Below are 21,333 nucleotides of genomic sequence, written 5' to 3'. Positions count from 1 at the left end.
GGGCTCCGCCAACGCGGTTACGGCTTACAGGTGGCCGTGCCCCCCGTACGGCCGAACAAGCGGGGTGCCGGGGCACTGGGCTCCGGCACCCGGCACGTCAGCGACGGGACGCGGTGCGGCGGCCCCGGCGGTAGAGGATGGTTCCGGCCACGAGCAGCGCGGCGCTCGCCGCGGAGGCAGCGATCATGGCTTCGGCGTTGCCACCGGTGTGCGGGAGGTGGGGTCTGCCCCCGTGGTGGTGGTGGGGCCGGTGATGCTCCCCGCCGCCGTAGGACGGGCGTGTGTCGTCATCGCCGTACGAGGGCGGACCCGAGTGGTCGTCGTGGCCGTACGAGGGCGGGTTCGAGTGGTCGTCGTGGCCGTACGAAGGCTTGTGAGAGGGCTCGTCGTCCCCGTACGAGGGCTTGGGAGAGGGCTCGTCGTGGCCGTACGAGGGCTTGGGAGAGGGCTCGTCGTCCCCGTACGAAGGCTTCTGCGAAGGCTCATCGGTCCCGTACGAGGGCTTCGGAGTGGGCTCGTCATGCCCGTACGAGGGCTTCTGAGAGTGCTCCTCGTCACCGTACGAAGGCTTCTGGGTGGGTTCGTCGTCGCCGTACGTGGGCTTCGGCGAAGGCTCGTCGTCACCGTACGAGGGCTTCGGCGAAGGCTCGTCGTCGCCGTACGAAGGCTTCTGAGAGGGCTCGTCGTCACCGTACGAGGGCTTCTGAGAGGGCTCGTCGTCCCCGTAGGACGGCGGGGCCGAGGGCTCGTCGTCCTTCCCGTACGAGGACTGGGAGGAGTGCTCCTCATCGCCGTACGAGGGCGCGCTGGTGGGCTTCTCCTCCCCGTACGAGGACTGGGAGGAGTGATCCTCATCGCCGTACGAGGGTGCCTGGCTGGGTTCCTCGCGCCCGTACGAGGGTTCGGTCGAGTGCTCCTCCTCCTTCGAGGGGCCCTCGGCCTTGTCCTCCTCGCCGTGCGAGGACTGAGCCGAATCGTTTCCCTTGCTCGGTTCGGCCGTCGGGGTCACGTCGTCGCTGTAGTCGGACTCGTCCGCCGGGTCCGCGTTCGTGGCGTTGCCCTTGCCGCTGTCCGGGCCGGACTCATGGCCGCCGGCGCAGGAGCCGCCGGAAGCGGGGTTCAGCGCGGCGGTACCGTTCGCGGAGTTGCCGCAGACGTCGGCCGGGGCGTTGGCCGGGGCCTGGACGGTGTTACCGGACACCACCCCGGACGATTGCCGGGCGGCGCCGTGCGCGCCCGAGTCGGCGAGGGCCAGGCCGCCGTACAAGGACAGCATGCCCGTCGCAGCGGCGGCCACGAGGATGCCCTTGCTGAGGGTCTGTCGCAATGTCGTTGTCTTCCTGCTCGTAGAAATGGGAAGGCCGGCCCCGGAACGAGAAAGAGGTCCGGGGCCGGCCACGACACAGCCGGTGGGCTGAGGCGTCGGGTTACTGCACTCAGTCGTTGTCGCACCTGGCACCGAGCGCCGGGTTCAGCGCCCCGATGACGTCCACGGAGTCGCCGCAGGCGTTGACCGGAACGTGGACCGGCACCTCGATGGCGTTGCCCGAGACGACGCCCGGCGAGTTGGCGGCGACGCCTTCCGCGCCGGAGTCCGCGAACGCGGGGGCCGCCCCACCGAGAGCCAGGATCGCGCCGACGAGCACAACAGCGCTCTTGTTCATGAGACTTTCCCTTCTCTGCGGTCATGCCCTTTTGACGGCCGAAACCAAGCGAGCGGCTTCGGTCGAGCGAGCACAGCTTCAACGGCTCGCACCATGACCGGCAGTTGTAAAACGAGGAATAGACAGCGGAAGAAACTGCGGAACGCATACCACCCGTCAATTCACTCGAACGCCCCCACAGAATTGACACCTTGGCCGACACCGGCGCATTTTCACGGGCGCGGAAGCATGAGAAACCGCCCTCCGGGCGGTGCCGGGGGACGGGCCGGCTCAGTCGCCACCGGGGCCGTCGCCCGCCACGACGGGGGTGCCGTCCAGGACGTGCGAGGCCGGCTCGTCGCTCGGCCTGCGTCGAGTTCCTGACGTCTCCGTGGTCCCTGGGCCATCGGAGTGAAGGGGAGCACCCCGGTGCTCACCGGCGGTACAGCGCCTCGATGTGTTCGGCGTAGGCGGCGGTCACCGCGTGCCGCTTCACCTTCAGCGACGGGGTCAGCAGCCCGTTCTCCTCGGTGAACTCACCCTCGATCAGGGCGAAGGCGCGGATCGACTCGGCGCGGGAGACGGCCTCGTTTGCGTGGTCCACCGCCTTCTGCACCTCGCGGCGAAGCCGTTCGTCACGGACGAGCTCGGCGAGCGGGGTGTCCGCCGGGAGCTTTCGCACCGTCAGCCAGTGCCCCACCGCCTCCGGGTCGAGGGTGATCAGCGCGGCGACGAAGGGCCGGTTGTCGCCGACGACCAGGCACTGGCCGACCGGTGAGCGGCTGCGCAGCCGGTCCTCCAGGATCGCCGGGGAGACGTTCTTGCCGCCGGAGGTGACCAGGATGTCCTTCTTGCGGCCGGTGATGGTGAGGTAGCCGTCCTCGTCCAGGCGGCCGAGGTCGCCGGTGGCGAACCACTCGCCGGACAGGACGGCGTCCGTGGCCGCCGGGTTGTTCCAGTACGCGCCGAAGACCACTGAGCCCCTGACCAGCACCTCGCCGTCGTCGGCGATGCGCACGGCCACGCCCGGGATGGGCAGCCCGACCGTGCCGGGGCGGGGGGCGAGCGGAGGCACGATCGTGGCGGCCGCGGTGGTCTCGGTCAGGCCGTAGCCCTCGTAGACGACGATCCCGGCCGCGTTGAAGAAGAGGTTGAGGTCGCGGTCCAGCGGGGAGCCGCCGCTGATGGCGTAGCGCATGCGGCCGCCGAGTTCCTTGCGGATGCGCCGGTAGACCAGCAGGTCGTACAGGGCCCACGCAGCGTAAAGGCCGGGGCCCGGGCCCTTGCCGGTGCCGAGGAACTTCCGCAGGTACGCCTCGGCGAAGCGCACGGCGACCCGTTCGGCGCGGTCGAAGGAGGCACCGCGGCCGATCTTCTCGGCGGTGGCGCGCCCGGTGTCGTGGATCTTCTCGAAGAGGTACGGCACCCCGACCAGGAAGGTGGGCCGGAACTCTCTGAGCGCGGGTCGCAGTTCGTCGGGTTTGACGCTCGGGAAGTGGCCGGTCTCGATGCGGGCCATCAGGCAGGCGAGCTGCAGGGTACGGCCGAGGATGTGGGCGAGCGGCAGGAAGAGCAGGGTGGAGGCGGTCTGTCCGGTGACCGCCTGGAAGACCGGGTGCAGCAGTTCGACGGTGTTGGCGGCCTCGGCGTGCAGGTTGGCGTGGGTGAGCACGCAGCCCTTGGGGCGGCCGGTGGTGCCCGAGGTGTAGCAGAGGGTCGCGATGGTGTCGGGGGTGAGGGCCGCGCGCCGCTTGGTGACCTCGTCGTCGCCGAGGTCACGGCCGAGGGCGGTGAGTTCGGCGAGGGCGTCGCCCGGTACGGCGTTCGCGGCGGTCGTCCCGGCGTCCGCCGGCGGGGTCAGCTGCCACACCCGTGGCCGGTGGGCGTGGCTCGCGGTGCCGACGAGGACCGTGGCGGTGTTCTCGGCGGTCTCGGTGACCACGTACCCGGCGCCGGAGTCCCGGACGATCCACTTGACCTGCGCGGCGGAGGAGGTCGGGTAGACGGGCACGGACTGGCCGCCGGCCGCCCAGATCGCGAAGTCCAGGACCGTCCACTCGTAGCGGGTGCGGGACATCACCGCGACCCGGCCGCCCGGTTCCAGACCGGCGGCGATCAGCCCCTTGGCGACGGAGGTGACCTCGGCGGCGAAGGCGGCCGCGGTCACCGGGCGCCAGGTCCCCCCGGCGCGGCGGCGCAGGAGTACCGCGTCCGGGGTCCCGGCCGCGTGGGAGTACGGGAGGTCGGCCATGGAGCCGCCGGTGAGCGGTGCCGCCAGGAGCGCTGCCCGCACCTCGCGCACGGTGCCCCCGGGATCCCTGACGATCTCCACCGACCCGCGCGCCGCCAGGTCGGCTCGCCGTCGTGCTCGTTTCAGATCCCTGCGTACGCCCATGACGGCTCCCGGTCGCGGCTGTGGCGAAGGTTCTTACTGCCGGGTCAACTTACCCACAAGTAAGGAAACGTCAATGGGGTGTGCGGCGGCTGGTCCGGCCGTGGTCAGGAGACGATGTCCTTGCGTGCGAAGCCCCGGAAGGCCAGGGCGAACAGCACCACGGCGTACGTCACGGAGACCGTCGCGCCCTGGACCATGCCGGACCACTCCGGGTCCGGCTGCACGGCGTCTGCCCAGGCGAACTGCCAGTGCGCCGGCAGGAAGTCGCGCCAGTGGCCGAGGGCGGTCACGGCGTCCAGGACGTTGCCGACGATCGTCAGGCCGACCGCGCCGCCGACCGCGCCGAGCGGGGCGTCCGTCCTCGTCGACAGCCAGAACGCCAGACCGGCCGTGACCAGCTGGGACACGAAGACGTAACCCACGACCACCACGAGCCGCTGCGCCGCCGTGCCCGGATCGAGCGCGCCGCCGGTGGGGATCTGCAGCGGGCCCCAGCCGTAGGCGGCCGTGCCGACCGCGAGGGCCACGACCGGCAGCAGCACCATCGCGGCGAGGCTCAGCCCGAGCCCCACGGCGAGCTTGGACAGCAGCAGCCGGGTTCTCGGCACGGGAGCGGCGAGCAGATAGCGCAGGGAGGACCAGCCCGCCTCGGAGGCGACCGTGTCCCCGCAGAACAGGGCGACCGGGATCACCAGCAGGAAGCCCGCCGAGACGAACAGGTTGACCGCGGCGAAGTTGGCGCCGGAGGCGGTGGCCGTGTCCATCAGCGTGACCCGGCCGTCGCGGCCCGAGGGCTCGCCGCCGATCGCGAACGCGACGAGCAGCACGAACGGCAGGACCGCGAGGACGCCGCCCATGATCAGCGTGCGGCGCCGCTTGAGCTGGCGGACCAGCTCCACGCGCAGCGGCAGCGTACGGCCCGCGCGGTATCCGGGGGCGACCTCGACGGGCTCGACGGGCTCGGTGAGCGTGCTCACGGGGCACCTCCGATCAGGGTGAGGAAGGCGTCTTCCAGGCGCCGGTGGGGGCCGACCGAGGCGACGGGCACCTCGAGGCGCACCAGTTCCACGACCAGTTCCTCGGCGGTGCCGCCGGGTTCGAGACGGATGAGCAGCCCGTCCTCGGTGCGGACGGCGGAGACGACACCGGGCAGGGCCGTGACCTTCTCCACCACCGGCTCCTCCACGGGCGTGCCGGTGCCGACCAGCAGCGTGTCGCCGGAGCCGACTATCTCCCGCACCGGTCCCGCCTGGACGAGCCGGCCGCGGTCCATCACCACGAGGTGGGTGCAGGACTGCTCGACCTCGGCGAGGAGGTGGCTGGAGACGATGACGGTGCGGCCGGCGGCCGCATAGCGGATCATCACCTCGCGCATCTCGCGGATCTGGGGCGGGTCGAGGCCGTTGGTGGGTTCGTCCAGGATGAGCAGGTCGGGCAGGCCCAGCATGGCCTGGGCGATGGCCAGGCGCTGGCGCATGCCCTGGGAGTAGGTGCGCACGGCGCGGGCGAGCGCGTCGCCGAGGCCGGCGATCTCCAGGGCCTGGTCGAGATGGGCGTCCTCGGGCGGCCGGCCGGTGGCCCGCCAGTAGAGCTCCAGGTTCTCCCGGCCGGACAGATGGGGCAGGAAGCCCGCGCCCTCCACGAAGGCGCCGACTCTCGACAGCACCGGCGCGCCGGGCCGGACGGCGTGACCGAAGACGCGGATCTCCCCGCCGTCGGGCCCGATCAGGCCCATCAGCATGCGCAGGGTGGTGGTCTTGCCCGCGCCGTTGGGCCCGAGCAAGCCGAGGACCTGGCCCTTCTCCACGCGGAAGGACAGCTCGCGCACCGCGTACCGGTCGGCGGACCTGGTGTACCGCTTGCTCAGGTCCGTTATCTGCAGCGGGACGTCGGCGAGCGCCGGATCGGGCGCGGGGGCGGCCGTGGGCCGGCGGCCGGTGACCAGCAGGGCGAGCGCGCCCACCGCCCCGGCCAGGGGCAGCCACCACACCCAGGCGGGCAGCGGGGCCGCCGCGGTGGCGACGGCGGGCGCGGTCGGCACGCTCAGGTCCGACCTGAGCGACACGGTGTACGTGGCCGGGGCGGCCGGTGAGGCGTAGCCGAGGTCGGTGGAGGCGAGGACCAGGCGGAGCCGGTGGCCCTTGCGCACCTCGTGGTCGATCGCCGGGAGGGTGACCGTGACGTCCTTGCCGGCCTTGGCGCCGGTGACCCGCAGGGGTGTGACGAGCTGGGAGGGCAGCACCTGCCGGGTGCCGTCGGGGCCCACGTCGTACACCTTGCCGAACAGGACGGCGTCGCCGGTGCTGGAGGTGACGTGGACGGTGGCGGTCGGCGTGCCGGTGATCCGCAGGTCGCGGGTGAGCGGGGCCGAGTCGAACCGGGCGTACTGGCCGGGGAAGTCGAGGGAGACTCCGACGCCGAGCGCGGAGAGCTGGGAGAGTCCGCCGGAGCCGCCGAGGCCGGGCAGCGCGGAGACGCCGGGCGGGCTGGCGCCGGCCGGGTTGGTCACGTGCTGTTCGCGGCCGGTCAGGGCGATGGCGCGCGGGTGGTCGCGCAGGCCCGGGTAGGCGCCGGCGCTCGCACCGCGCAGCCGGGCGGCGCCGTCGGTGGAGTCGACGCCGCCGGTGCGGGTGACGCGGAAGGCGGGGCCGGTGCCGGCGGACTTCTCGCCCTTGAGGTAATGGTCGAACCAGGCGGTCACCCGCTCCCGCACCCGGCCGTCCTCCATGTCGCCGCCGTCGTGTCCGCCCGCGATCCAGTCGACGTCCACGGGGGCGCCGTTCGCGCGGATCGCCTTCTCGGCGGCGTCGGACTGGGCGAGGGTGAACAGGGAGTCGGTCTGGCCCTGCAGCAGCAGCGTGGGCACCTTGACGCGGCCGGCGACCGCGACCGGCGAGCGTTCCCGGAGCAGTTCGCGGGCGGCGTCGTCCGGGGTGCCGGACTCGGCGACCCGGTCGTACATCCGGCACAGGGCGGGCTCGAATCTGGCACAGCCGCCGCCGGTGTTGAAGAAGACGCCGGCCCAGAGCTTCTTGAAGACGCCGTTCGGGAAGAGGGCGTCGGCCAGGTTCCAGTAGGTGACGGCCGGGGCGATGACGTCGACACGGCGGTCGTGTCCGGCGGCGAGCAGGGAGATCGCGCCGCCGTAGGAGCCGCCGGTCACGCCCACCCGCGGGTCGCCCTCGCCGTCGAGGCGGACCTGGGGCTGCTCGGCCAGCCAGTCGATGAGCCGGGAGACGTCGGCGACCTCGTGCTCCGGGTCGTTCAGGCCGATCTTCCCGGTGGAGCGGCCGAAGCCGCGGGCCGACCAGGTCAGCACCGTGTATCCGGCGCGGGTGAGGTCTTCGGCCTCCTGCCGCACGTCGTTCTTGCTGCCACCGAAGCCGTGGCCGATCAGGACGGCGGGGCGGCGGCCGGCGGAGGCGCCGGTGAAGTACGAGGTGTCCAGACGGGTGCCGTCGGCCATGGTCATGACCCGGTCGGTCCGGCGCACCCCGGGCGGGTCGTCGGACGCGACGGCCGACCACGTCCCGGCCCCGGCGAGCACCACGACGGCGGCCGCGGCGGCCAGCAGCCGGCGCGGCCCCTTCAGCAGTCCCCGCGGTCCGGGCACTCGAAGATCCATGCATCAACGGTACGGGCCGCCACCGACAGCGCATGCGGCCCAGGGGCTGAACGCCCACCCTCCTTGCGGCGTACGGGCGCGCTCCCCCGTACTCCAGGCGTGGTACCGGACCGGGTGGCGCCGCCGCGGAAGGGGGCCGGCGTGAGCCGCGGGAACGAGGTCGCCCTCGCCGCCCGGCGGAGTGCGGGCGGCGAGGGCGAGGGGTCGTGCGCGGTGGTGGCCAGGGGCTTCGGCCGGGTCCTCAGGCCTGCTCGTCCTCCGGGATCGACACCAGCCAGCGGGTGTCGCGGCGCGGGCGCAGGTAGAAGGCCCAGTAGAGGGTGGCGACCGCGGTGATGCCGCCGGTCCACAGCAGGTAGCCCGCCTCCTGCTGGGTGAGGATGTAGGCGAGGACCACGATCAGCAGGATCGGCATCGCGGGCCACAGCGGCATCCGCCAGGCGGAGGTGTGCTTGTGGGAGCCGCGGCGGCACAGCAGGGCGGCGACCGCGACGAGGATGTACATGCCGGTCACGGAGACACCGGTGACGCCGTACAGGGTGTCCAGGTTGACGAAGCAGAGCAGCGCGCCGGGGACACCGACCGCCAGGGTGGCGACCCAGGGGGAGCCGAAGCGGCCGAGCTTGGAGAAGACGTTGTTGACCGGCTCGGGCCAGGCCTTGTCGCGGGCGGAGGCGAACAGGACGCGGGAGTTCTGGATGACCATGACGATGCCCGCGTTGATGATCGCGAGGGCCACGCAGAGGCTCACGAAGGTACCGACCGCCGAGTTGGACCAGGCGGTGACCATGGAGCTGATGTCGCCGCTGGTGAGCTCCTTGATGTCGGAGGCGCCCATGGTGATCGCGGCGACCGGCACGATGATGACGACCGAGGAGATGGCGAGGGTGGCCAGCACCGTGCGGGCGACGTTGCGGCGCGGGTGCTCCAGTTCCTCGGAGAGGTAGACGGCGGTCGAGAAGCCCTGGGTGGCGAAGAGGGCGATGGCGAGCCCGGATATGACGAGCATGGCCGTCACCGGGTCGGTGTGGCCGCTCGGGCCGGCCACCTGCATGGAGACCAGGCTGCCGACGCCGCGGTGGCTGTGCGAGAAGCCCAGCAGGGCGACCACGCCGGCCGCGATGACCTCGAGGACCAGGAAGATGCCGGTGATCCAGGCGTTGGCCCGCAGGTCGAGCAGTCCGGCGAGGGTGGCGAGCAGCATCACGCCGGCGCCGGTCATGGCCGGGTCCAGGTGGACGATCGGGGCCAGGTAGTCGGCCGTGCCCATCGCGATCACGGGCGGGACGATCATCACCACCAGCAGGGACAGCACGAAGACCAGCCAGCCCGCGAGCCGCCCGGCCATCGTCGACACCATGGCGTACTCGCCGCCCGCGCTGGGGATGAGGGTGCCCAGCTCGGAGTAGCAGAACGCCACGGCGATACAGAGGAGGGAGCCGATGGCGATCGTCAGGGCGGTGGCGGTGCCGAGGGAGCCGAACAGGTCCGGGATGACCACGAAGAGCGTGGACGCGGGCGTGACGCACGAGAGCGTCAGCAGGGTGCCGCCGACGACGCCGATGGAACGCTTGAGCTTCTGGGGGCCGTCAGGGATGCCGGAAGCGTCTGTGACGGCTGTGTCGACAGGGCGGAGCGTGTCGGTCATGCGGCGGGGTTCCGATCGACTCGTGCGACTGAGGTGGGGGTCGGGAGCGCTATCGCCTCCGGCGGATCGTCGTACGTCTCTCTCGTCCGCTCCCGGCGCTGCTTAGAGAACCCCTTCGAAAACCGCCGCGTCAATGGGGGTTTACCTTCGGATTCCGCACTCGTAAAGCGACGCAGTTCACATCGCTTTCGTAGGCACTGATCACACAGCAGTTCATTCAGCAAGTCGAAGGGATCAATGACCTTGCTTTCGAAGGCAAGAGACAGATCCCTCATGGCTTGCCCGTTTCATCCGCGAAAACGGGAACCGCAGGTGCCGGGGCAAAAAAATGTCGGGCCGTCCGGTATCCGGACGGCCCGACGGGGCGTTCTCAGTGGTTGCGCGGGAAGCCCAGGTCGACGCCCGCGGGGGCGTCCGCCGGGTCCGGCCAGCGGGTGGTGACGACCTTGCCGCGGGTGTAGAAGTGCGTGCCGTCGTTGCCGTAGATGTGGTGGTCGCCGAAGAGCGAGTCCTTCCAGCCGCCGAAGGAGTGGTAGCCGACGGGGACCGGGATCGGGACGTTGACGCCGACCATGCCGGCCTCGACCTCGAGCTGGAAGCGGCGGGCCGCGCCGCCGTCCCGGGTGAAGATCGCGGTGCCGTTGCCGAACGGCGAGGCGTTGATGAGGGCCACGCCCTCCTCGTACGTCTCGGCGCGCAGCACGCACAGGACGGGGCCGAAGATCTCGTCCTGGTAGGCACTGGCGGTGACCGGAACCCTGTCGAGCAGCGAGAGGCCGATCCAGTGGCCGTCCTCGAAGCCCTCCACGGTGTGGCCGGTGCCGTCCAGCACCACTTCGCAGCCCTCGTCCGCGGCGCCCTTCACGTAGGAGGCGACCTTGTCGCGGTGGACGGCGGTGATCAGCGGGCCCATCTCGGACGCCGGGTCGTTGCCGGGACCGATCTTGATCTTCTCGGCCCGCTCGCGGATCTTCTCCACCAGTTCGTCGCCGATCGCGCCGACCGCCACGACCGCGGAGATCGCCATGCAGCGCTCGCCGGCCGAACCGTAGGCCGCCGAGACCGCCGCGTCGGCGGCCGCGTCCAGGTCGGCGTCCGGCAGCACCAGCATGTGGTTCTTGGCGCCGCCGAGGGCCTGCACCCGCTTGCCGGCCGCGGAGGCGGTGGTGTGGATGTAGCGGGCGATCGGGGTCGAGCCGACGAAGGAGACGGCCTTGACGTCCGGGTGCTCCAGCAGCCGGTCCACGGCCACCTTGTCACCGTGCACGACGTTGAAGACACCGTCGGGCAGTCCGGCCTCGGCGAGCAGCTCGGCCAGCCGGACGGCCGCCGACGGGTCCTTCTCGCTCGGCTTCAGCACGAACGTGTTGCCGCAGGCGATGGCGATCGGGAACATCCACATCGGGACCATCGCCGGGAAGTTGAACGGGGTGATGCCCGCGACGACACCCAGCGGCTGCCGGATCGACGACACGTCCACCCGGCTCGCCACCTGCGTGGACAGCTCGCCCTTGAGCTGCACGTTGATGCCGCAGGCCAGCTCGACGATCTCCAGGCCGCGCGCCACCTCGCCGAGGGCGTCCGAGTGCACCTTGCCGTGCTCGGCGGTGATCAGCTCGGCGATCTCGTCCCGGTGCGCGTCGAGCAGCGCCCGGAACTTGAAGAGGATGTTGGTCCGCTGGGCCAGCGAGGACCGGCTCCAGGTCTGGTAGGCGTCCTTGGCGGCGGCGACCGCCGCGTCCACCTCCTCGACCGACGCGAACGCGACCTTCGTGGTGACCGCGCCGGTCGCCGGGTCCGTGACCGGCCCGTACGTACCCGACGCGCCTTCGGCGGTCTTGCCGCCGATCCAGTGGTTGACGATCTTCGTCATGCCCTAAGACTCCTTCTACAGATGGCGGCGTCGGGTCGAGACGTGCCGTTCGTACAGCTCACGTGCCTTGACCGCGGACGATCGGGTCGCGGTCTCGGCCACAGGAACATCCCACCAGGCCTGCGCCGGAGGCGCGCCCGACACAGTGTCGGACGTTTCGGTCTCCACGTAGACACATGTGGGAGTGTCGGCCGCGCGTGCCTCGGCGAGCGCCGCCCGCAGGTCCCGGACCGTCCGCGCGCGCAGCACCCGCATGCCGAGGCTGGCCGCGTTGGCGGCGAGGTCCACCGGCAGCGGGGCGCCGGTGAAGGTGCCGTCGGCCGCGCGGTGACGGTAGGCGGTGCCGAACCGCTCGCCGCCCACCGACTCCGACAGGCCGCCGATCGACGCGTACCCGTGGTTCTGCACCAGCAGGACCTTGATCGCGACGCCCTCCTGGACGGCGGTCACGATCTCCGTCGGCATCATCAGATACGTGCCGTCGCCGACCAGCGCCCACACGTTCCGCCCGGGCGCGGCGAGCTTGACGCCGATCGCGGCCGGGATCTCGTAGCCCATGCAGGAGTAGCCGTACTCCAGGTGGTACTGGTCCCGGGACCTGGTCCGCCACAGCTTGTGCAGGTCGCCGGGGAGCGAGCCGGCCGCGTTCACGATGATGTCGGACTCGTCGGCCAGGGCGTCGAGGGCGCCGATGACCTGCGGCTGGGTGGGCCGTACGTCGGGCTCGTCGGCCTCGAAGCAGGCGTCCACGCGCTGCTCCCAGCGCTCCTTGTCCTCGGTGTACTCGGTGACGTAGGAGCCGGCGGCCCGGTGGCCGTGCATCACCAGCGCCTCGGTGAGTTCGCCCAGGCCGCTGCGGGCGTCCGCGACGAGCGGGAGCCCGGCGAGCTTGTGGCCGTCGAAGGGCGCGATGTTGAGGTTGAGGAAGCGGACGTCCGGGTTCTCGAAGAGGGTGCCGGAGGCGGTGGTGAAGTCGGTGTAGCGGGTGCCGACGCCGATGACGAGGTCCGCGGTGCGGGCCAGTTCGTCGGCGGTGGCGGTGCCGGTGTGGCCGACGCCGCCGACGTCCTGCGGGTGGTCGTGGCGCAGGGAGCCCTTGCCGGCCTGGGTTGAGGCGACCGGTATCCGGGTGGCCGCGGCGAACTCCGCGAGGGCCTCTTCGGCGCGGCTGTGGTGGACGCCGCCGCCCGCGACGACGAGCGGCCTGCGCGCCCGGCGGACGGCCTGGACCGCCTCGGCCAGCTCGGTCGGGTCCGCGCCGGGGCGCCGTACCACCCACACGCGCCGGGCGAAGAACTCCTCGGGCCAGTCGTACGCCTCGGCCTGTACGTCCTGCGGCAGGGCGAGGGTGACCGCGCCGGTCTCCACCGGGTCGGTGAGGACCCGCATGGCCTGCAGCGCGCCCGGGATCAGCTGCTCGGGCCGGGTGATCCGGTCGAAGTACCGGGACACCGGGCGCAGGGTGTCGTTGACCGAGAGGTCGCCCGCGTAGGGCACCTCGAGCTGCTGCAGGACCGGGTCGGCGGGGCGGGCGGCGAAGACGTCGCCGGGGAGGAGCAGGACCGGGAGGTGGTTGACGGTGGCGAGGGCGGCGCCGGTGACCAGGTTGGTGGCACCGGGGCCGATGGAGGTCGTGACGGCGTGGGTGGACAGGCGGTTGGACTGACGGGCGTAGCCGACCGCCGCGTGCACCATGGCCTGCTCGTTGCGGCCCTGGTGGTACGGCATGACCTCGGCGTACTCGACCAGCGCCTGGCCGAGCCCGGCGACGTTGCCGTGCCCGAAGATGCCCCAGGTGGCGCCGATCAGCCGCCGCCGCTCGCCGTCGCGTTCGGTGTGCTGGGCGGCGAGGAAGCGGACGAGCGCCTGGGCGACGGTCAGCCTGATCGTCATCGGTAGCCCCCTGTGTTCTCTGCTTGGCCGGGGTGGAAGCGGATCCGCCACTCCCGCTTCTCGCCGGGTCCCGCCATGACGTTGAGGTAGTACATGTCGTGGCCGGGCTGGGCGATCGACGGGCCGTGCCATCCGTCGGGGACGAGGACGGCGTCGCCGGAGCGGACCTCGGCGAGGACGTCGGAGCCGCCCTCCCGCGAGGGGAATACGCGCTGGTAGCCGAAACCGTTCGGGCCGTCGATCTCGAAGTAGTAGATCTCCTCCAGCCGGGACTCCTCACCCGGCAGATGCTCGTCGTGCTTGTGCGACGGGTAGGAGGACCAGTTGCCGCCGGGGGTGACGACCTCCACGGCGATCAGCCGGTCGCAGTCGAAGGTGTCGGCCGCCGCGAAGTTGCGCACCCGGCGGGCGCAGGTGCCGCTGCCGCGGTGTTCGACGGGGACCTCCGGCGCGGGGCCGTAGCGGGCGGGGAGTCGTCGCTCGCACTTCGCTCCTGCCAGGGCGAAGCGGCCTCCCGCGCCGGAGGCGATCTGGACCCGGGCGTCGCGGGGCGCGTACACGAAGTCGGAGACCTCGGTGAACACGCTCTCCCGCCCCAGGAGTTGGAACTCGTCTTCCTCGATTCGCACGGTACATCCGCCTTGCAACGGAAGCACGATCCATTCACTGCCCCCGGTGGTGAACGTATGGCTGCCGCCGGGTGTCAACTCCACGACGCGCAGGCCGCTGTACTCCCATCCGGCGCGCTCGGGGCCGATGTCGAGGGTGTACCCGCCGTTCGCGGCGGTTCCCCGGGGCAGGTGCAGATCGGTACTGGTCATGCGGCCCCTCACAGCAGTCCGGCGGCGGTGTCCACGGCGGCGGCCACATCGCCGTCCGCCGGGTACAGCAGCGAACGGCCCACCACCAGGCCGCGCACGGTGGGCAGTTGCAGAGCGCCGCGCCACTTCTCGAAGGCGGCGGCCTGCTCCTGAGAGCCGCCGACGTCACCGCCGAGGAGTACGGCCGGCAGGGTCGAGGTCTCCATGACCCGGGCCATGTCGTCGGGGTTCTCGGTGACGGGCACCTTGAGCCAGGTGTAGGCCGAGGAGCCGCCGAGGCCGGAGGCGATGGCGATGGATCTGGTGACGGCGTCGGCGGACAGGTCGTTGACCAGCCGCCCCTCGGGGGTGCGGCTGGTGATGAACGGCTCCACGAAGACCGGCAGCCGGCGAGCGGCCATGTCGTCGATGACGCGGGCGGCGGACTCCAGGGTGGTCAGGGAGCCGGGGTCGGCGTAGTCGATGCGCAGCAGCAGCTTGCCGGCGTCGAAGCCGAGCCGCTGGATGTCCTCGGGGCGGTGACCGGTGAAGCGGTCGTCCAGTTCGAAACTGGCGCCCTGCAGGCCGCCGCGGTTCATGGAGCCGAGGACGACCTTGTGGTCCAGGGCGCCGAGGAGCAGCAGGTCGTCCAGGATGTCGGCGCTCGCGAGGACGCCGTCGACGCCGGGCCTGGACAGTGCGAGGCACAACCGCCGCAGCAGATCGGCGCGGTTGGCCATGGCGAGAGCGCGGCCGCCGGCACCGAGCGCGCCCCGGGCCGGGTGGTCAGCGGCGACGATCATCAGGCGGCCGCTCGTGGTCAGCAGCGGGCGCCGGGCGCGGCGGGCGGCGGCCTCGGCGACGGCTTCGGGGTGGTGGGTGCGGACGCGGACCAGTTCGGAGACGTCGACGGGCGGCAGCCGGGTCCCCGACCCGCCCTCGGTGTGCGTTCCCGCCACGCGGCCGGCCCTCACAGCACCGCTCCGGCTTCGAGCGCGGCGGCCACCTCGGCGGGGGTCGGCATCGCGGAGGAGCACTCCAGGCGGGAGGCGACGATGGCGCCGGCCGCGTTGGCGTACCGCATGGTCGTCTCCAGGTCCCAGCCCGCCAGCAGGCCGTGGCAGAGGGCGCCGCCGAAGGCGTCTCCGGCGCCGAGTCCGTTGAGGACGGTGACCGGCAGGGGCGGGACCTCCGCGCACTCGCCGGTCCGGTCGACGGCGAGGACGCCCTTGGGTCCCTGTTTGACCACGGCGATCTCGGCCCCGGCGGCCAGCAGGGCGCGGGCCGCCGCATGGGGTTCGCGGACGCCCGTCGCGATCTCCACCTCGTCCAGGTTGCCGACGGCGACCGTGGTGTGCCGCAGCGCCTCGGCGTAGTGGGGCCGGACCTCGTCGGGGTCGGTCCGGGCCGTGCCGTTCCAGAGAACGGGGCGCCAGTCGAGGTCGAAGACCGTCGTACCGGACCGGGCCCGGTGGGCGAGGGCCGTGAGGGTCGCCGTACGGCTCGGCTCCTCGCTCAGGCCGGTGCCGGTGACCCAGAAGATCCGGGCGGCGGCGATGGCGTCCAGGTCCAGGTCGCCGGGGTCGATCTCCAGGTCGGGCGCCTTGGGGTGGCGGTAGAAGTAGAGGGGGAAGTCGTCCGGCGGGAAGACCTCGCAGAAGGTGACCGGCGTGGGCAGTCCGGGGACCGGGGTGACCCAGCGGTCGTCGACGCCGAAGCCGCGCAGGGCCTCGTGCAGATAGGTGCCGAAGGGATCGTCGCCGGTACGGGTGATCACGGCCGTGCGGCGGCCGAGCCGGGCGGCGGCGACCGCGACGTTGGTCGCCGATCCGCCGAGGAACTTGCCGAAGGCCGACACCTGGGCGAGGGGGACGCCGGTCCGCAGCGGGTAGAGATCCACTCCGATCCGCCCCATGGTGATCAGGTCGTACGCCATCGGCATCCCTTCCGTGCTGTCCGGTTCACCCCGCGTATCTCCTCCCGGGCTTTCTAGTCCTGCCGGACGAACCCTGTCAATCTTTTGTCCGGACATTCGGACGACAGCTTGACACCGCTTTCCGGGCGCCCGCAGGCTGGCGGCCATGACGTCCTTGTCACCCTCCTCACTTTCCCGCATCCGGATCGGTTCGGCGCCCGACTCCTGGGGCGTGTGGTTCCCGGACGACCCGCGGCAGGTGCCCTGGCAGCGGTTCCTCGACGAGGTCGCCGGCTCGGGCTACGAGTGGATCGAGCTGGGCCCCTACGGCTATCTGCCGACCGACCCCGCGGTGCTCGCCGAGGAGACCGGCCGCCGCGGCCTGAAGGTGTCGGCCGGCACGGTCTTCACCGGCCTGCACCACGGCGCCGCCGTCTGGGAGCGGACCTGGGAACATGTCTCCGGCATCGCCGCCCTGACCCGGGCCATGGGCGCCCGCCACCTGGTCGTCATCCCGTCCTTCTGGCGGGACGACCGGACGGGCGAGGTGCTGGAGCCCGACACGCTGACCGCCGGGCAGTGGCGCGACCTGACCTCGCTGACCGAACGGCTGGGGCGCGAGGTGCGGGAGCGGTACGGCCTCACGGTCGTGGTGCACCCGCACGCCGACACGCACATCGACACCGAGGAGAACGTCACCCGGTTCCTCGACGGCACCGACCCCGATCTGGTGTCACTGTGCCTGGACACCGGGCACTACGCGTACTGCGGCGGCGACAGCGTCAAGCTGATCGAGACCTACGGCGAGCGGATCGGCTATCTGCATCTCAAGCAGGTGGACCCGGAGATCCTCGCCGACGTGCGGGCCAAGGGCACGCCGTTCGGGCCCGCGGTCGCCCAGGGGGTGATGTGCGAACCGCCGTCCGGGGTCCCCGCGCTGGGGCCGGTACTGGAGGCCGCCGGACGGCTGGCCACAGATCTGTTCGCGATCGTCGAGCAGGACATGTACCCGTGCGACCCGGACGAGCCGCTGCCGATCGCCCGGCGCACCCGGGCGTTCCTGAGGTCCTGCGGAGCCTGAACGCCGGCCTCGCTGCATCGCCGCCCCGCTCCTCCCTCCCTCCCTCCTCGCGCCCCACGTCGCCCGAACCGGCCGCATCACGCGCCACTTTGCTGCGGCCGTGTCACAAACTCCCCTTTCCTGTCACAGATGTCGCACCTACGCGGGTTCTCGGTCACACCCGGCCAACAGCCGCTTGCCCGTCGCCCCTCGGTCTCGTTCACCGGGCACAGGCTTGGTGATCACCAGTGCACCGCCCGGCTCCCCCGACGGCCGTCCCCCGGCCGCGCCGCGGCGTGCGCGGGGAGGTACGACGCATGACCGACCGAAGGCTCTGGTCCTACAAGGAGATCGCGGCGCACATCAGGGTGCAGCCGGACACCGTGCGGTCCTACCGCAAGCACGGCCTGCTGCCCCCGCCGGACCAGGTGGAGGCCGGCAAGCCCTACTGGTACGCCGACACCGTCCGCGCCTGGGTCGCCTCCCGGCCGGGCAACCGGGGCCGAAGAGCGGACTGAGCGCCGGAAAACCACCTGTGCCCCACCTGCCGTGTGGGGCACAGTCGCCCCATGAGTTTCTCCGTCAAACCCGTTCTGACCGGCCGCAGGACCGTTCTGCGGCCGTTCGCCGAGGCCGACGCCGATGTCATGGGGGAGATCGTCGCCGACCCCGAGGTCGTCCGCTTCACCTTCGAGCCGTCCACCGACCTGACACCGGAGCGGCTGCGCACCTGGTACGGCTCCCGGGCCACCGCCCCCGACCGCCTCGACCTGGCCGTCACCGATCCGCAGACCGGCGAAGTGCTGGGCGAGGTGGTGCTGTACGAGTACGACGCCGCCGCCCGGAGCTGCACCTTCCGCACCCTCGTCGGCCCCCGCGGCCGGGGCCGTGGCATCGGCACCGAGGCGACCCGGCTGATCGTCGCCCACGGCTTCGAGTCGCTCGGCCTTCATCGCATCGAGCTGGCCGCCTGGGCCCACAACCAGCGGGCCCTGCGCGTCTACGAGAAGGCCGGGTTCGTGGTCGAGGGGGTCCGGCGGGAGGTGCAGGTACGCGACGGCGAGTGGGCCGACGAGGTGATCATGGCGATCCTGGACCGTGAGTGGGCCGCGCTCAGCGCCACGGCTCGATGACGGTCACGCCCGGTCCCGGAGCCGCTCCCATGGCGGCGAGGGCGGCCGGGGCCTCGTCCAGCGGGATCGTCCGCGTCACCAGCAGGTCCGGGCGCAGCGCTCCGCTGCCGACCAGGTCCAGCATCCCGGGATAGGCGTGGGCGGCCATGCCGTGGCTGCCGAGGATCTCCAGTTCCAGGGCGATGGCGCGGGCCAGCGGGACCGGGGTGGTGCCGTCGGCCGAGGGCAGCAGGCCCACCTGGACATGCCGGCCGCGGCGGCGCAGGGAGCCGACGGAAGCGGCGCAGGTGGCGGGCGAGCCGAGGGCGTCCAGGGAGAGATGGGCGCCCCCGCCGGTCAGCTCCGTCACGGCCGCCGCCGTGTCCGGTACGGCGGAGGCGTCCACCGTCGCGGCCGCGCCGAACGTCCGGGCCAGTTCGAGCGCCCGGGGCGAGACGTCCACGGCGACCACCCGGGCCCCCGCGGCGGCCGCGATCATCACCGCCGACAGCCCGACCCCGCCGCAGCCGTGCACCGCGACCCACTCCCCCGCCGCCAGCCGGCCCTGCCGCACCACCGCGCGGAAGGCGGTGGCGAAGCGGCAGCCGAGGGCGGCGGCCGTGCCGAAGGCCATCGAGTCCGGCACCGCGACCAGGTTCACGTCGGCGTGGCCGAGCGCCACGTACTGGGCGAAGGACCCCCAGTGGTGGAAGCCGGGCTGGGTCTGACGCTCGCACACCTGCTGGTCGCCGGCCGCGCAGGACGGGCAGCTTCCGCAGGCGCAGACGAAGGGCACGGTGACCCGGTCGCCCGGCCGCCAGCCGGTCACCCGGGCGCCCACCGCCTGGACGACTCCGGCGAGTTCGTGCCCGGGGACGTGCGGCAGGGTGATGTCCGGGTCGTGGCCCATCCAGCCGTGCCAGTCGCTGCGGCACAGTCCCGTCGCCTCGACCCGCACCACGACCCCGTGCTCGGCCGGCTCCGGGTCCGGCACCTCCCGCACCTCGGCCGGCTCCCCGTACTTCTCGAACACCACCGCTCTCATGCGGCCCACCTTCGCACGCGGTGACGCCGCTCCACACCCCGCCGTCGGCTCACACCCCCGCCGTCTCCTTCTCCGGCGCGGGCGCCGGCACCTCGCCCTCGCTGAGCCCGAACCGCCGGTGGAAGCGGCGCAGCGGGGCGGGGGCCCACCAGGTGGCGCGGCCGGTGAGCCGCATGATCGCCGGGACCAGGAGGCTGCGGACGACCATCGCGTCCATCAGGACCGCGAGCGCGATGCCGAGGCCCAGCATCTTGGTGTTGGTCACCCGTGAGGTGCCGATGGCGACCATCACCACCGCGAGGATGACCGCCGCCGCGGTGATCAACCCGCCGGTGCGCTGCAGCCCGTGGCGGACCGCCTCGTTGTGGTCGCCGGTGCGGTCGTACTCCTCCTTGATGCGGGAGAGCAGGAACACGCCGTAGTCCATGGAGAGTCCGAAGGCCACGCAGAACATCAGGACGGGCAGGGTGGTCTCGATGGAGCCGGGGCTGGTGAAGCCGAGCGCGCGGGACAGATGGCCGTCCTGGAAGACCCAGACCACCGCGCCGAACATCGCGGTCAGGCTGAGCGCGTTGAGCACCACGGCCTGCAGGGGTATCAGCACGCTCCCGGTGAGCAGGAAGACCAGCAGCAGGGTGACGACCGCGATGAACGCTCCAGCCCAGGGCAGGCGTTCGCCTATCGCGTGCTTGGAGTCGACCAGGACGGCGGCGGTGCCGGTCACCTCGGTGTCGAAGGGGGCCTTCAGCGAGCGCAGGTCGCCGACGAGGTTCTGGGCCCCGGTGTCGACGGCCTCGCCCTTCGGCTGGACGGTGAAGTAGCCCGTGTCGCCCTTGATCAGGGGGCCGTCGACCCGGACGACGCCGGGCAGGGCGGCCACCCGCTGTTTCCAGTCGGCGTACTGGGCCTTGGTGGCGCCGCCCTCGGTGAGGACCTCGAGGCCGCCGCCGGGGGTGCCCGGGAAGCCGTCGCGGAGGTGCTGCTGCACCACGTGCGACTCGGCGCCCGAGGGCAGCTGGCGGTCGTCGGCGGTGCCGAACTTCACGCCGAGGAACGGCAGTCCGAGGACGACGAGGAGGGCGCTGGTGCCGATCGCGAAGAGCGGGGCGCGGCGCATCACCAGCGCGGCGGTGCGCGTCCAGCCGGTGCCGCCCGTCGCCTCGGTGCCGGAGCCGGCGCTCTCCCGGCCGCGGCGGAACAGGCGCCGCAGGTCGAGGGAGTTGACCCGGTGGCCGAGCAGGACCAGCGTTGCCGGGAGCAGGATGAGGGCGGCGGCGGCGGCCAGCAGGACCACGGCGATACCGGCGTAGGCGAAGGACCGCAGGAAGTACTGCGGGAAGAGCATCATGGCGGCCAGGGACACCGCGACGGTGAGGGCGGAGAACAGCACCGTGCGCCCGGCCGTGCGCAGGGTCGTGCCGACGGCCGTCAACGGGTCGGCCCCGCCGGACAGTTCCTCCCGGTAGCGGCGGACGATGAAGAGTGCGTAGTCGATGGCCAGGCCGAGGCCGAGGGCCGTGGTGAGGTTGAGCGCGAAGACCGAGACGTCGGTGAAGGTGGTCAGGCCGCGCAGCACCGCGTTGGTGCCGAGGATCGCCACGATGCCGATACCGAGGGGCAGCAGGGCCGCGACGGCGCTGCCGAAGACCATCACCAGGAGCACCAGTGTGATCGGCAGGGCGATCATCTCGGCCCGGGTGAGGTCCTCCTTGATGATGGTCTGCATCTCGTGCCGGACGGCGACGATGCCGCCGACCTTCACCCGCACCGGACCGTGCGCGCCCCGGTAGTGGGGTGCTATGCGGTCCAGCGTCCGGCCCATGGAGTTCTCGTCGCCGGTGATGCGGGCGGCGATCAGCGCCTCGTGGCCGTCCTTGGCACGCAGGCCGGGCGCCGCCGAGGGGCCGGCCTGCCAGTAGGAGCCGACGCCGGTCACGCCGCGCTCCGCGGCCAGCCGCTCGGCCAGGCCGCGGGCCTTGGCAGCGACCGCCGGGGCGTCGACGGAGGCGCGGCCGGCGTCCACCAGGAGCAGCAGATTGGGCTGGGAGTCGGGGAACTCGCGCTCCAGCGCCTTGGTGGCGTACGTCGACTCGGCGGCCGGATCCTCCCAGCCGCCGCTGCCCAGATGGTCCGCGACCCCGCTGCCGGCCAGCACGGCGAGCGCGGTCAGCACCAGGGCCACCAGCAGCGACAGGCGCGGGCGGGCGGTGACGAAACGCGTCCAGCCGCCGGGCCGGGGAGGTCCGTCCCCGGGGCGCGGCGCCTTGTTGACTTCGGTCATCGTGCGGTGTCCCCTTCACCGTGACCCATGTCCGTGCAGGCAG

16 protein-coding genes are annotated in these 21,333 nt (G+C 72.2%); 3 read left to right on the top strand and 13 right to left on the bottom strand.

All coding sequences use genetic code 11. From position 1 onward, the window contains the following. Nucleotides 1-97: 97 nt before the first annotated feature. From ABZ478_RS01265 to iolC, 11 genes are all read right to left on the bottom strand, one after another. Nucleotides 98-1,327, bottom strand: coding sequence for a chaplin family protein (locus ABZ478_RS01265; protein ID WP_359544437.1), 1,230 nt, complete (start codon nt 1,325-1,327; stop codon nt 98-100). Between the two features lie 109 nt (nt 1,328-1,436). Then, nucleotides 1,437-1,664: a chaplin gene (locus ABZ478_RS01260; RefSeq protein WP_358931572.1), complete on the bottom strand. Its 228-nt coding sequence runs from the start codon at nt 1,662-1,664 to the stop codon at nt 1,437-1,439. A gap of 412 nt (nt 1,665-2,076) precedes the next feature. Further along, the gene (locus ABZ478_RS01255) at nt 2,077-4,038 is read right to left on the bottom strand and encodes an AMP-binding protein (protein ID WP_359544435.1); all 1,962 of its coding nucleotides are present in this window, start codon (nt 4,036-4,038) and stop codon (nt 2,077-2,079) included. A 104-nt stretch (nt 4,039-4,142) separates the two neighbouring features. Then, nucleotides 4,143-5,015, bottom strand: coding sequence for an ABC transporter permease (locus ABZ478_RS01250; protein ID WP_359544434.1), 873 nt, complete (start codon nt 5,013-5,015; stop codon nt 4,143-4,145). Further along, entirely contained in the window at nt 5,012-7,663 is a 2,652-nt protein-coding gene (locus ABZ478_RS01245) for a CocE/NonD family hydrolase (protein WP_359544433.1), read from the bottom strand. Before ABZ478_RS01245 ends, ABZ478_RS01250 begins: the two co-directional genes overlap by 4 nt. Nucleotides 7,664-7,904: 241 nt before the next feature. Further along, nucleotides 7,905-9,311, bottom strand: coding sequence for an APC family permease (locus ABZ478_RS01240; RefSeq protein ID WP_359544432.1), 1,407 nt, complete (start codon nt 9,309-9,311; stop codon nt 7,905-7,907). 370 nt (nt 9,312-9,681) lie between these two features. Then, on the bottom strand, nt 9,682-11,184 hold the full coding sequence (mmsA, locus tag ABZ478_RS01235; protein ID WP_359544431.1) for a CoA-acylating methylmalonate-semialdehyde dehydrogenase: 1,503 nt from the start codon (nt 11,182-11,184) through the stop codon (nt 9,682-9,684). Between the two features lie 15 nt (nt 11,185-11,199). Further along, nucleotides 11,200-13,077, bottom strand: coding sequence for a 3D-(3,5/4)-trihydroxycyclohexane-1,2-dione acylhydrolase (decyclizing) (iolD, locus tag ABZ478_RS01230; RefSeq protein ID WP_359544430.1), 1,878 nt, complete (start codon nt 13,075-13,077; stop codon nt 11,200-11,202). Then, the gene (gene iolB / locus ABZ478_RS01225; protein ID WP_359544429.1) at nt 13,074-13,898 is read right to left on the bottom strand and encodes a 5-deoxy-glucuronate isomerase; all 825 of its coding nucleotides are present in this window, start codon (nt 13,896-13,898) and stop codon (nt 13,074-13,076) included. Before iolB ends, iolD begins: the two co-directional genes overlap by 4 nt. An 8-nt stretch (nt 13,899-13,906) precedes the next feature. Beyond that, on the bottom strand, nt 13,907-14,836 hold the full coding sequence (locus ABZ478_RS01220; protein ID WP_359544428.1) for a deoxyribose-phosphate aldolase: 930 nt from the start codon (nt 14,834-14,836) through the stop codon (nt 13,907-13,909). Nucleotides 14,837-14,847: 11 nt separating this feature from the next. Next, nucleotides 14,848-15,813 carry a 5-dehydro-2-deoxygluconokinase gene (gene iolC, locus ABZ478_RS01215; RefSeq protein ID WP_359544427.1) on the bottom strand — a complete coding sequence of 322 codons (966 nt, stop codon included), beginning with the start codon at nt 15,811-15,813 and terminating at the stop codon, nt 14,848-14,850. 145 nt (nt 15,814-15,958) lie between these two features. Between iolC and ABZ478_RS01210 the strand changes: the two genes are divergently transcribed. From ABZ478_RS01210 to ABZ478_RS01200, 3 genes are all read left to right on the top strand, one after another. Next, entirely contained in the window at nt 15,959-16,873 is a 915-nt protein-coding gene (locus tag ABZ478_RS01210) for a sugar phosphate isomerase/epimerase (protein ID WP_359544426.1), read from the top strand. Nucleotides 16,874-17,169: 296 nt separating this feature from the next. Next, nucleotides 17,170-17,370 (top strand): MerR family transcriptional regulator, encoded by a 201-nt coding sequence (locus tag ABZ478_RS01205; protein ID WP_199210618.1) that lies wholly within the window; start codon nt 17,170-17,172, stop codon nt 17,368-17,370. Nucleotides 17,371-17,421: 51 nt separating this feature from the next. Further along, nucleotides 17,422-17,985, top strand: coding sequence for a GNAT family protein (locus ABZ478_RS01200; protein WP_359544425.1), 564 nt, complete (start codon nt 17,422-17,424; stop codon nt 17,983-17,985). On the opposite strand, the gene ABZ478_RS01195 is transcribed toward ABZ478_RS01200, so the two are convergent. After that, a complete protein-coding gene (locus ABZ478_RS01195; protein ID WP_359544424.1) occupies nt 17,966-19,009 on the bottom strand; it encodes a zinc-dependent alcohol dehydrogenase family protein in 1,044 nt (347 codons plus the stop codon). The genes ABZ478_RS01200 and ABZ478_RS01195 overlap by 20 nt on opposite strands. Nucleotides 19,010-19,058: 49 nt before the next feature. Next, complete coding sequence (locus tag ABZ478_RS01190; protein ID WP_359544423.1) at nt 19,059-21,290, bottom strand: MMPL family transporter; 2,232 nt, start codon at nt 21,288-21,290, stop codon at nt 19,059-19,061. Between the last annotated feature and the right edge of the window lie 43 nt (nt 21,291-21,333).

It is taken from the genome of Streptomyces sp. NPDC005706, assembly GCF_040631045.1.
Classification (GTDB): Bacteria; Actinomycetota; Actinomycetes; order Streptomycetales; family Streptomycetaceae; genus Streptomyces.
Note: the sequence above shows the minus strand (reverse complement) of the source record. Positions and strands in the feature narration are given on the sequence as shown.